The organism is Sinomicrobium kalidii, from assembly GCF_021183825.1.
GTDB lineage: Bacteria > Bacteroidota > Bacteroidia > Flavobacteriales > Flavobacteriaceae > Sinomicrobium > Sinomicrobium kalidii.
The window spans coordinates 4,528,140-4,540,682 of the sequence record NZ_CP089211.1 but is presented as its reverse complement, the minus strand read 5'-3'; the positions used below and the strand labels follow the sequence as shown (position 1 = coordinate 4,540,682).

Genomic DNA, 12,543 nt, shown 5'->3' with positions numbered 1-12,543 from the left:
GATCGGTCAAAACAAATTATCGGCAGATCAATAAAATTCACCTGCCCTTTCTTTTCATTGAAAACCGGAAAGTTTTCCCCGTAAATCCATATATCCGTTTTCGGGATACGGATAATTCAGTCCGGCTGTGGCTTTATCCCGGGTGCATAAGGAAATTTCAGGGAACGGTAATACGCTAATGTCCGGGAGGGTTTTTCCATTTCCTCCGGGAATTCCCTTTTTGAAAAGGTCCGGAAATACAGCATACAGGCATCACGCCACCATTTGGCTTCTTTAAGCTGAATATTTAGCAGCATACTCACCTCCTGAAATTGCTGTTCGTTTACATAAGGCTTCATTTTATTCCATGTGGCCTGTGTGTCCCTTACCCAGTCTACGCCTTCCTGGTATTTTATTCCCAGGCCTTCCCAAAGTGTTTTTCCGCTCTGCAGTTTATAATCCCAGGGAAGGTGATGGAACCACAGCAGGTATTCTTCCGGACAGGTTTCCGGGTCATTGAACATCGCCGCCACTTCCTTAGCATATTGAGAGGTGGCATTGCTTCCCGAAGGTGTTCTGTCAAAACCGATGCCCCGGGTAGCTGCCTTGTGATAATACACCGGGTTCCATTCGGGCCGGGACAGGTTGTCCACCCAGGGCCCCGGACCATAATGATGTCCTGTGGCCATAATGTGGTGTAATCCCAGAGGGGTCATATAGTTTACCGCAGCATCGTGGGATTTCAGCAACACCGCTTTCATGGGTTGTACAAAATCACTTTTATTGGAAAACGTGAGACGGAGCCATTCATCCGCAATCTGCTCCGCCCCCAGGTAAGGGTCCCAGGCCAGTCTCCCGAAGCCATACCAGTTGGCTTGTGCCAAAGGATGCCCGGTCCAGTTGATATCACTGCCAATGTTGGCAACACCGGCCATTCCGGTTATTGGTTTGCGATCCAGCGTTCCGTCTATGACCTTAGCTACGAGCGATCCCTTTCCATGTCGGTAAGTGTCCGCTTTTAATACTTCTTCATAGAGTTTGGGCAAAAAGACGAGATGCGTACTAAAGCCTAGATATTCCTGGGTGATCTGGAACTCCATCATGAGCGGGGTTTCCGGCATGGCGCCGAACATGGGATGAAAAGGTTCGCGGGGTTGAAAGTCTATGGCCCCGTTCTTCACCTGGATCAGTACATTGTCCCTGAACTTTCCGTCCTGGGGAACAAATTCGCTGTAGGCCTGTTTGGCCCGGTCTGAAGTATCGTGCTCGGAATAGACAAAAGCCCTCCACATCACAATACCGTTATGAGGGGCCAGGGCATCCGCAAGCATGTTGGCCCCTTCCGCATGAGACCGGCCATAATCCTGCGGCCCGGGCTGTCCTTCCGAGTTCGCCTTGACCAGAAATCCGCCGAAATCGGGAATCTTCCCGTAGATTTCATTCGCCTTGTCCCTCCACCATTGCTGTACCTCAGGATTAAGCGGATCGGCCGTGGGCAATCCCCCGATTTCGATAGGGGCCGAAAACCTTGCCGCAAGGTAAACTTTTATCCCGTATGGCCTGAACACTTTGGCCAGGGCGGCTACTTTTTCTATATAGGAAGGGGAAAGCACCCATGCACTGGCATTTACATTGGTAAGGACCGCCCCGTTAATTCCCACAGAAGCATTGGCCCGTGCATAGTCTTCATAACGCCGGTCGATATAATCCGGTAATTTCTGCCATTTCCATATCGACGCCCCTGCATAACCGCGTTCTACAGTGCCATCGAGGTTATCCCAATGGTTTAATACGCGAACATCCGTTTCAGGAACTTCAAGGATGTGTATTTCCTCAAGGGACTTATGCATTTGCAGTTGCCTTAAAAAACGGAATACCCCGTAAAGAATACCGATGTCCTTATGGGCGGTAATGACAGTCCGGTTTTGACAGGTCGTTATCAGAAATCCATCCTTTTTGATCTTTGAAACATCCCCGTTCAGGTGTTTCCGAATATCACGATCCAGGTTGCGGATCTTGCCTATGACCAGCGAATGGTCTCCCGATTGTGAATTTACGTAAGGAACAGCAGTGCCCAGAAGGCTGCCCAATCCAACGGACAGTTCTTCGCGGGCAGCATCCAGGGTTTCATTCCCTTCTTCCATATAAACAGCACGGATATGTTTTGTATATCCTGTCAATATACCGGGGTCTTCTATCTTCCGGTATTTAAGCCACAGATCATAACCATTGTTGGCATGGGATATTCCCATGACAGATAAGATGGCCAGGACCGAAAGTGTAATTTTTTTAGAGAATGACATGGTAGCGTTTAATTAGAACAACTGATTGCACAAAAAACATAAAGTCTAATTGACTATATTCATGCAGTAAATTAAATAAAAAAATAGTTATCCCGAAAGGATTAACGCAACCGATTGTGTGAAAACTTGAATTTTCGCAACCAATTCCTCATAAACAGAAAAATATGCTCAAACATGTCCCCTCTCCCATTTACTCTCTACATGGCAAAATCTGAAACACCCCCGGGGATCACCTTGCTGATATTCCCTTCTGCATCAAAATTCAGGCTATCAATGGCCAATTCACGAAGCAGGGCTTCACTGTTGTCCCTGATCCGGTGATACAGGATATAGTCCTGCCCGTTTTCCGAAAAAACGGTATGGTGTCCCGGCCCCAATGTGGTGGAATCCCTTGTTGTGCTGAGTACGGGGCTTTCCGGGCCTTCTGTCCAGGGGCCGTAGGGGGTATCACCTACAGCATACCTGACCTGATAAGTGCTGTTCGTACATTTTCCTTTGGAATACATCAGGTAATACTTCCCGTTTTTCCTGACCATAAACGGGGCTTCAAAATAATTGGGCGGGGTTACATCTTTTATCTCATCTTCTTTATAGGAAACCATATCTTCCCCGAGCTTTACCACAAAGCAATGTCCGTTCTTCCAGTTCAATCCCGATCCCCAGTACAAATAAGCCTGGCCATCCTCATCGATGAATGGTTCTGCATCGATCATATGATATTCGGGAAACATATTGCTTTTGATCAGGGGCGAACCATCCGCTTTTGCATTTTTCCAAGGCCCCAGCGGGTGATCTGCTACCCCGGCCCAGACTTCATTGTGTACCGTTACGTACATATAAAATTTACCGTCCTTGCCTTTAATGACACCCGGGGCCCATACCTTATCGTTCCGTGAAGTCGGGCTGGTACAGTCTTCCAGGTTGGGCCATTGAATATGCTTCCGCTCCCAGTTCTTAAAATCTGATGATTCCAGGACAACGAGCTCCTCCCCTCCCCAGGGATCGACCGTGGCATAGATATAATAGCTGCCATCGTGTTTTACAATGGCAGGATCTGCACAGGAGATCTCAGAAAGAGGATTACTAATGAGTTCAGGAGTTTCCTCTTCCTTTGTGGCCTGCTTGTTTTTGCAACCTGTCAACACCGCTACAAAAGCACACGTGCCGATCGTAATAAAGACTTTCGGTATATACATGATATGTAAAATTTTATGATATTTTATTTGGTTCTAAATATTTCAAACGCTACTGCAATTTTATCAAAAAGGCAATTAAATGCATATCAAACATGGTTAATAACATATAAATTATGTGCCATTTGAAATTTCAGGGTTCACAGTCGAAGCCGGGAATCGCTGAAAGCCGTAAAAATCCTAAAACCGCAGTTTCTCCGGTAAATATTTCGATGCCAGATCTTCATAATAAGGTTTCAGTTTCCTGGCATCGGGAGGTACGGGAGCCTTTGAATACAGGTCGTACGGATTAAACTTTTTGACCCATTCGAACATTTCCCTGTCCTTTTCATTCATCAGGTGATCATAGGCATTTTCGCGATGCTGGGCATAAAAGGAATGATATCTTATGATGTAAAGGGCGGGCTCCGGCAGATAATCTTTCATGATCTGGTAGAGGTACTCGTCGTGTCCCCAACTCATTTTAACGTTTTCCAGGCCGCAGTTTCCGGAATAGATGCCATATTTATCCCGGTATTCCTCATTCAGCGTATCCGGATTATCTTTAAAAAATTCGGGGTAGACGATCTTATCGGAAAATGCACATCCCACGGGAAAGGTGTCGCCCACCACCGCCCATTGCGGTTCCCCGAAAAGGCATAATACCTTACCTACATCGTGTAAAAATCCGGTGAGCACAAACCAGTCAGGATGTCCGTCGGCCCGTATCGCTTCGGAAGTCTGCAACAAGTGCTGCAGCTGGTCCAGCTCAATGTCCGGATCACTGTCATCTACCAGCGTATTCAGAAAATCTACGGCCTCCCACAGCGACATTTCCCGTTTATCCTGTTTCAGGAACTCCTCTTCTTTTGAAACCACGAAGTCGTAAGTCTGGTATTTGTGATTTAACCGGTAAAATGCCTTAACGGTGTCCACCCGGTCCGAATCGACATAATTTCTGAATTCTTCCTTTGATTTGGAATTAGACTCCGGGGCCGGGTACCGCCTTAAAATATCATCTTCCCAATCTTCAATACTGTTCAACGGGTTTTCGGGATCCATTTTTTTTGGTGTTTTCATAACTAAACAAATTTTACAAGTGGGTGAATCGTTTCTTCAATCAATATATTCACTGAATTTCATCTTTTACTTCAACAAATCACTTGGCGGGAACCCGAATTGCTTCTTAAAGCGCTTGCTGAAATACAACGGGTCGTTAAAACCTACCATAAATGTTACTTCCGACACATTATACCTTTTTGTTTTGAGGAGTTGTGCCGATTTTTTCAGGCGTACGGTCCGGATGTATTCATTGGGGGCCAGGTCGGTCAGTTCCTTGAGTTTTCGGTACAGTTTTGATGAACTCATGCCGGTTTCCCTGCAAACCAGTGCTGTGGAAAGTTCCGGGTTATTGATGTTTTCTTCAATAAATCCGGAAAGCTTTCTTATAAACTCCTCATCTGCCGGGGAGTGTGCCAGATCATGGGCTTCCCCTTCCACTTCACGGGAAAACTTTGCTTTCAATTCTGATCGTGTCCGGATAATGTTTTCCATACGTGTTCTCAGCAGATAAGGATCGAGCGGTTTTGACAAATAGGCGTCTGCCCCGGCATCGTAACCTTTTATCCTGTCATCACTCTCCGACAGTGCCGTAAGCAGGATAACGGGGATATGACTGATGGCTTCGCTTTTTTTCAGGGTTTCGCAGAATTCGTAACCATTCATTCCGGGCATCATAACATCGGTAACACACAAAACAGGCTTAATCTGCTTACATAACTGCAGCCCCTTTTCCCCGTTTTCTGCCTGGTACACTTTATAATGATCAGACAGGAAGTTCGCCAGGTAATTCCTGAGATCGGTATTGTCTTCGACCAACAGTATCTTGTCTTTAATCGTTACGGAGCCTTTGGCTTTTGAAGGTTTCGGTTTAGGGTTGTCTTCCGTTTCATTCGAACTTTCCGGAACCTCAACAATTTCTCCTTTATCGAACATGTTCCGGTTTATGGGAATCTCGATGGTGAAGACACTGCCCTTTTCCGGTTCGCTGGTGACAATAATATTGCCTTTGTGCAACTTTACCAGCGATTTTACCAGGGCCAGCCCTATACCCGATCCGGTATTGTTCTCCTTGCTGTTTGACGCCTGATAGAATCTCGAAAATATTTTCTTCTGACTTTGTTCGGGGATGCCAATACCGTCGTCGCCCACCTCAATAATAAGCCGGTCATTCTGTGAATCGGAGCATCCCAGGAACACATCGACATTTCCGTATTCGGGAGTGAATTTTATGGCATTGGACAACAGGTTATACAGCATTTTATCGTATTTATCCCGGTCGATCCATCCCGTTATCTTTTCCTGTTCACAATTAAAGTGCAGTTGCACTCCTTTATCCTCTGCCAGTTCCTTAAAGGAATTAAAGGTTTTTAAAGTGTGCTTCCGTATATCGGTTTCAGACACCTTTAATTCCAGTTTTCCTTTTTCGGCCTTCCTGAAATCGAGTATTTGATTGACCAGTATCAGTAACCGATTTGCGTTTTGATGGATAAGGCCGAATTTTTCCGTCTGTTGTTCGTTATACTGCCCCCGGTTCTCTACCAAGAGCTGTTTCGCCGACCCCAGGATCAGGGTGAGCGGGGTACGCAGTTCGTGCGACAGGTTCGTGAAAAAGCGGATCTTTTCCTTATTCAGTTTTTCATCGCGCTCCCGTTCCACTTTTTCAACAAGCAGTTCCCTTTTTAACCTTAACCTGTTCTTTATCTCACGGCGAACGAAATAGAACAGGACAGCGGCCACAAACAGGGTCAGGAACATCATTTTGTAGGTTAACCAGAACGGGGGGAGCACCTTTATTTTATAAGACACCTCATCACTCCATACATCGCTGCTGTTCGCTGCTTTTATCTTAAAATTGTAATCTCCAAAGGGTAAATTCGTATATTGGACCGTTCTTGTATTACTGCCGGTCTGTATCCATTCGTCGTCAAAACCTTCCAGCATATACTCAAACTTGTTGAGTTTTTCATCAGTAAAGGAAGGCGAAGAGAATTCAATGGAAAAATTACGATCGCTATAAGTCAATACGGCCTCTTTGCCATAGTTGATATCCCGGGCAAAGATGGTTTGACCATCGATAATATCTCCGGGCAATACGTCTTTGCTTTGCACCTTGAATTCGGTAATTACGGGGGGTGGCGTCCATTCATTGGCCTTGATCTGATCGGGGGAAAAATAGATCACCCCTTTTTTCCCGGCTACATAGATCCTGGAATCACTGAATTTGTAAAACCCGCTTGAGCTGAAGACATCCAGCCTGTTGCCGCTTTTTACCCTGTAAACACTCAATGCTTTCCGTTCGGGATAAAACCTGGCCAAACCGTTATTATTGAGGTTTAACCAAAGTTCGTCTCTCACATTTACTATATCTGTAATCCAGCTATCTTCCAATTCCTGCATGGCATCAACCGTATTGAAATCATCAGTTTTTGCATTGTAAATTGCCAGTCCCTTCCGGGTGGTTACCCATATATTTTGTTCGTGGTCTATTAAAATGCCACTCACATTTTCATTTGGTATCCCTGAATTATCTTTAGATGCATAGGTTTTCAGTACATTGGTTCTGGTGTTTAACCGAAGTGCTCCGTTCTCTGTGGCAAACCAGATATTTTTTGAAGTATCAACGGCAATCTGGTTGACCTCTACTCCTTTCAGAACATCTCCGGCAAGAGAACTGCTCCTGCGGCTATCGGTATCAAAATAAACCGCTCCTTCACCAAAAGAGCCTATGATAAGAGTACGGGCGTCCATGGTTTCAAATGCAAGCACCGGGCTATTATCAAAACCAATGTCTGCAACCTGGGATTTTCTGGTTTGGTAATTGTATATCAGAAGCCTGCCATCCCAAAGCCCACAATAAAAATTAATCCCGTCATTCGAATATATACTGGCTATATCGTACTGCTGCCGATTAAATAGTGGTGAAAATTTTTCTCCATCCCGGATAAACAGTCCGTTGTAACGGGTAGCCACTACCACCCTGTTGTCCACAGTTTTGGAAAACCCCCGGATCCAGGGGGCCTGATTATCGAGATACCGGGAAATATCCTTATCGAGCCTGAACTGGTTGTCGTAGGGGTTGTATTTATCCAGACCGTCTTCCGTTCCTATCCAGAGCACCCCGGACTTGTCAAAATACAAGGCATATACCAGGTTATCAACGAGCGACAAATTATTGGAGAGTACCGGGAAATGCCACTGATAATTTCCCGTTTCAATGTCTTCCAGCTTATCGCACACCAGCAACCCTCCCAAAGTTCCGACCCAGTATTCTCCATCGGGTGACCTGGCCACCGACAAAAAATAGGGGCCCAGTTTTTCCCTGCGCTTTGCATTCTCAATATACCGATTTACGAATTTGTCTTTCTCCCGGTCCAGTTTGTAAAGCCCCTGCCGGGTTCCTATGAATATATCCGACTTATGGTCTTCATAGATAAAATTCACATACGGGTTCTTTTCGTCTGAATCGGGTATGTCGAGTGTATATTGCTTTATATTCTTTACGGTGCCGTTACCGTTTAAATTCACTTTTGTTATTCCGCTGGTCTCATACGACCCTATCCAAATGGCCCCGGAACTATCCTCTACAATGGATTTCACGTAAGCAGCTCCCTTAATATCAACTTTGGTGAACCGGCCGGGTGTTTCCATAAGGAATACGCCTTTATTTTTCGTCCCCACCCACAACCGGTCCAAACGATCTACATGCAAGGAGCGGATCTCGTTATCGGGTAAACTATCGGTGTTGTCTTTTTCAGGCAGGAAGATGGTCAATTCATGGGTATCCAGTTCAAAGCGTACTAAACCATTCCGGGTACCTATCCATAAAATATTCGCTCCGTTATCTAAAGCCAATGCTGTGATATCGTCATTTATCAGCCTGTACGGTTTCTTTTCATTACTGGAATAAATCTCGAACTCGTAACCGTCAAACCTGTTTAAACCCGCAAAAGTACCCAGCCAGAGAAATCCCTTTTTATCCTGAACGATATGCCTGACCGAATTATGAGACAGCCCGTCATAATCATTATAATGCTCAAACGTTATATTCTGAGCACTTATAATTTTGATCATGAACAGGGCCATCGCTATAAATACAGGCACTGGGTTACTCATAATATTGACATAATTATATTGGGTTATACACATAGATACTATCTGTAGCAAATTCACAAATAAAGAATTAAACACCTGTTTAGTACATCACAAAAATTTATAAATGTCGAATATTGAATGTCGAACCGCAGAATGCCGAAGTAATATGCCATATGACTCATAAAAACTCATCATTGGATATTCGGTATTCATCATTCGTTATTTGTTTCGCGATACAAACTAACTATTGCGTTATATTTTAATATAAATACGTCTCTTATCAAGTCCCCATCCTAATGACCAGCACAGCAAAACAAAAGCCAATGCCGTGGCCAACGCGCCTAACGGACCGGGAACAACAACCTGAAAAATACGTTCGCTAACCCATTCAAAAGTGTCCAGGCCCGAACCGGCGGGGATCATTCTTAAGGTCATATAAAATAGTTCTGAAAACAGGTATATAAAAAGCGGGTTTTTACCAAAAATATTAAAAAACTTCACTCCAACTTTTATTTTCCGCATTTCAATAGCATATATGAGGATTGCCATGATCGATAAATCGAGCCCTATCGTGTACAATACAAACGGGCTTGTCCATAATTTTTTGGAAATGGGAAAGACCAGGTCCCACCAAAGTGCCAGTGAGGCCAGCAGAAATCCTGCCATCAATAGCCTGGCTATTCCTTCATACGACTTGCCTTTCTTCTGAATAAAAACTCCGGCAATGTACCCCCCGATAACGTTTGCAATGGCAGGTAAGGTACTCAAAATACCTTCCGGGTCAAAAGGAATGCTGTCTTTCCTGTAAATATGTCCTGTTCCCAGAACAGACAGATCCAAACGGCCAACGGCATTGCCTGCCATTTCCAATTCGGCTCCGGGCTGACCGAAAAGGTAAAGAATTGCCCAATAGACCAGCAGGAGGGTACCCGAAATGATCAAAGCTGCTTTTTCGGATAAATAATAAAATACCACAGCTGTAAAAAAGTAGCACAAAGCAATACGCTGAAGAACACCCATGACACGTGTTTCTGCAAATGGTTTTAGGGCCCAGTGACCGTCCGTATCCATACTAAAGAAGGGAAACCAGTACATCAGGTATCCCAATAAAAAAATAACGGCCGTTCTCTTTATTATTTTTTTCCAAACCTCCCTTTCCGGCGCATTTTTCATTTTTCTCATGGAGAAACTCATGGCATTCCCCATTGCAAACAGGAATGAAGGAAAGACCAGATCTGCCAGGGTAAAACCAAACCATTGGGCATGTACCAGGTAAGCATACATTTCAGCCCCCGTTCCCGGCGTGTTTACAACGATCATCAGGGCTATCGTAAGTCCCCGGAATACATCAAGTGACAGAAAGCGTCCGGGCTTTGATTGAAGCATTTTTTCTTTCATAAAACAACTCCGGGTTTTCGGATTTTTAAAATGATATGTCCAGTCGCGAATACACTAATGTTTTTTAGTTATTGTCTGCCGGTTACCATATTATTTTTTTGATCTTGTTTAATTCTTACTATTCGGCCACTCCTTTATTACTTTTACCCGACATCTCCAATTGTAAAACTCCTCCCTTTATAATATCCTCATGCTTAATTCTATAAGACTTAACAGGCGTATTATTTAATCGGACCTTATTTACAAATACATTGTCCGCCCCGTTATTTACGGTTTTGATCTCGAATATTTCCCCCGGATAGTAATCTTTATGGAGTTGAATGGTAACCTTGTCAAAAACCGGGCTTCCTATTTGATATTCAGGATTATCTTCCGTCCCCCCGTTCATTTGAAACAGGCCGATCTTCATCAACACAGCCAGACTTCCCATCAGGCCCTGGTCTTCATCGCCATTATATCCTTTGGAATAGGTCAGGTCAGAAAAAACACGGTCAACAACTTTTCCCGACCAGTATTGTGTCAGGTCCGGTCTGCCCAGTTGATTGAATATAAATGCCGTTTGTATCGACGGTTGATTGCCGTAATTGATGGGAATCCTGCTGTATTCGGGATGTCGTTCCACCTGATGGGAATTCCCGGAGGTGAACCCTAATTCCCGGGCCGATCTGAACTGATCGTTCAGTTTTTCCACCACTTTTTCCTTCCCTCCCATCAGGGCAGCCAGGCCTTCGAGATCATGGGGCACAAACCATGTGGACTGTGCGGCATTGGACTCTACAAATCCGTTTTCATACTGATACGGGTCAAAACCTGTTTTCCATTTGCCGTTGACCTCCCTGGGGGCCATCCAGCCCGCTTTTTTGTTAAATACATTCTTATAATTTGCAGCCCTCTTCATAAAATAGTCATAGTCTTCGGTATACTTTAGTTTTTTTGCCAGTTGTGCCAGAGTCCAGTCCTGATAGGCGTATTCCAGGGTCTGGCCCGAACCGTCCTGGTGCCCCCCGAAACCCGTACCTTCCGGGAGCGGGTAGGGAATGTAGCCGTTTTCGAGGTAATACTTTAAACCTCCGCCGGTATCGGTAAGGTGTTCATATCCTGCTTTCCCCATCATTCCGCCCGGCATATGGTTTTTTTTAAGCGCTTTGTAGATCGTTTCCAGACTATCTTTTACAATTCCTTTCTGGATGGCACTAACGACGAAGGGCGTCGTCGAAGCGCCTGTCATCACAAAAGTGTAATTGCCTCCGGAAGGTCCCCTGGGCACCATCCCTCCGTCTTTGTAATACTGCATCAAAGAGTTCACAAACTCATTCATTATTTCGGGGTAAACCAACCCCCATAAGGTATTTATGGTCCATTGTGCACCCCAGAACGAATCTGAATTATAGTGGTTGAATTTCGGTGTTCCGTCGGCATTAAGTGGTAATTGCCCCACTCTGAATTGCTCCCCGGTATTATCGGGATATGCCCCGTTCACATCGTTAATGATCCTCCGGCCCTGCAAGGCATGCCAAAGGTCAGTATAAAACCGTCTTTGGGTCTTTTCGGTACCCCCTTCAACTTTTATCCTGTTCAATAATCCATCCCATTCGTCTTTCGAATCTTCAATAACCCGGTTAAAATCCCAATGCGGTAATTCACTTTGTATATTATTTGCTGCGTTTTCTGTTGAAGTATAGGACAGTCCCGCTTTCATCAAAACAGCTTCGCCTGAAGTATCCAGGCTTACCAGATAATTTCCGGTTCCGGTATCGCGTTCAACGGTTGTTATCGGAACATTGAACTGAATTTTAAAATATACGGTCAACGGTTTGGGGCGCCTGTTTGTAGGAGCTGCCACAAGTTTACCGGACAATTCGTTATTCCCCGTTTTTTCCAGTACACCCCCGGTATTTTCACAGGGACCCAAAACGGTATTTAAATTAAAAAGGATGTTCCCTTTTTTGTTTTCCGGAAATGAATATTTATGAAATCCCACCCGTTTTGTACTCGTCAGTTCAGCCTTGATCTGATACCTGTTCAGTACTACCGAATGGTATCCCGGGCTTATTGATTCGCTATCGTGGCCGAATTCTGAGTAGAAGTCCGTAAAGATATTTGTCTTATCACCGGTAATTGTTACCGGCATTACCGAAAGCCCGGACATTTGCCAGGCATGTATATGGCTAAAACCTTTTACGGTATCTGTTGTATACCGGTAACCACTTCCCCAGGCTCCGTTAATCTGCGTATCCGGACTCAGATTTACCATCCCGAACGGCCTGCTTGCCGACGAAAAGAAAAACCATCTCGAATTTTCGGTATCGAGGAGCGGATATACTTTGTCTACTAACCGTTCTTTCCGGGAGAATGCCTCCTGTTTGTCCTTGCATGATGCCAGAAAAAAAAGAATGGCGCTTATTCGTATCAGGTAGTTTATCCGAGGGCTTATTGACTTCATTTATTTGCAGTAGATTAATCAAATATGAAGCTGCCGGAAAACAGCGCAAATGTCATTCCGACAGCTTTATGTTTACCATTTGATACAAGGTCAA

General features: G+C 44.7%; 6 protein-coding genes. All 6 read right to left on the bottom strand.

All coding sequences use genetic code 11. The annotated features are described in order from the left end of the window. Positions 1-116: 116 nt before the first annotated feature. Positions 117-2,282, bottom strand: a complete 2,166-nt coding sequence (locus LS482_RS18480) for an alpha-glucuronidase family glycosyl hydrolase (RefSeq protein ID WP_233028995.1) — start codon at positions 2,280-2,282, stop codon at positions 117-119. Between the two features lie 197 nt (positions 2,283-2,479). Next, entirely contained in the window at positions 2,480-3,478 is a 999-nt protein-coding gene (locus LS482_RS18475; RefSeq protein ID WP_233028994.1) for a family 43 glycosylhydrolase, read from the bottom strand. 177 nt (positions 3,479-3,655) lie between these two features. Continuing rightward, positions 3,656-4,534, bottom strand: a complete 879-nt coding sequence (locus LS482_RS18470) for an inositol oxygenase family protein (protein ID WP_233028993.1) — start codon at positions 4,532-4,534, stop codon at positions 3,656-3,658. A 66-nt stretch (positions 4,535-4,600) separates the two neighbouring features. Further along, positions 4,601-8,629: a hybrid sensor histidine kinase/response regulator transcription factor gene (locus LS482_RS18465; RefSeq protein WP_233028992.1), complete on the bottom strand. Its 4,029-nt coding sequence runs from the start codon at positions 8,627-8,629 to the stop codon at positions 4,601-4,603. Between the two features lie 231 nt (positions 8,630-8,860). Beyond that, positions 8,861-10,006, bottom strand: a complete 1,146-nt coding sequence (locus LS482_RS18460; RefSeq protein WP_233028991.1) for an acyltransferase family protein — start codon at positions 10,004-10,006, stop codon at positions 8,861-8,863. A 118-nt stretch (positions 10,007-10,124) separates the two neighbouring features. After that, positions 10,125-12,449, bottom strand: a complete 2,325-nt coding sequence (locus tag LS482_RS18455; RefSeq protein WP_233028990.1) for a GH92 family glycosyl hydrolase — start codon at positions 12,447-12,449, stop codon at positions 10,125-10,127. Between the last annotated feature and the right edge of the window lie 94 nt (positions 12,450-12,543).

Bases quoted from the DNA above. Each gene is read 5' to 3' on its own strand.
- LS482_RS18455 (WP_233028990.1), bottom strand. From the start codon at position 12,449: ATGAAGTCAATAAGCCCTCGGATAAACTACCTGATACGAATAAGCGCC.
- LS482_RS18460 (WP_233028991.1), bottom strand. From the start codon at position 10,006: ATGAAAGAAAAAATGCTTCAATCAAAGCCCGGACGCTTTCTGTCACTT.
- LS482_RS18465 (WP_233028992.1), bottom strand. From the start codon at position 8,629: ATGAGTAACCCAGTGCCTGTATTTATAGCGATGGCCCTGTTCATGATC.
- LS482_RS18470 (WP_233028993.1), bottom strand. From the start codon at position 4,534: ATGAAAACACCAAAAAAAATGGATCCCGAAAACCCGTTGAACAGTATT.
- LS482_RS18475 (WP_233028994.1), bottom strand. From the start codon at position 3,478: ATGTATATACCGAAAGTCTTTATTACGATCGGCACGTGTGCTTTTGTA.
- LS482_RS18480 (WP_233028995.1), bottom strand. From the start codon at position 2,282: ATGTCATTCTCTAAAAAAATTACACTTTCGGTCCTGGCCATCTTATCT.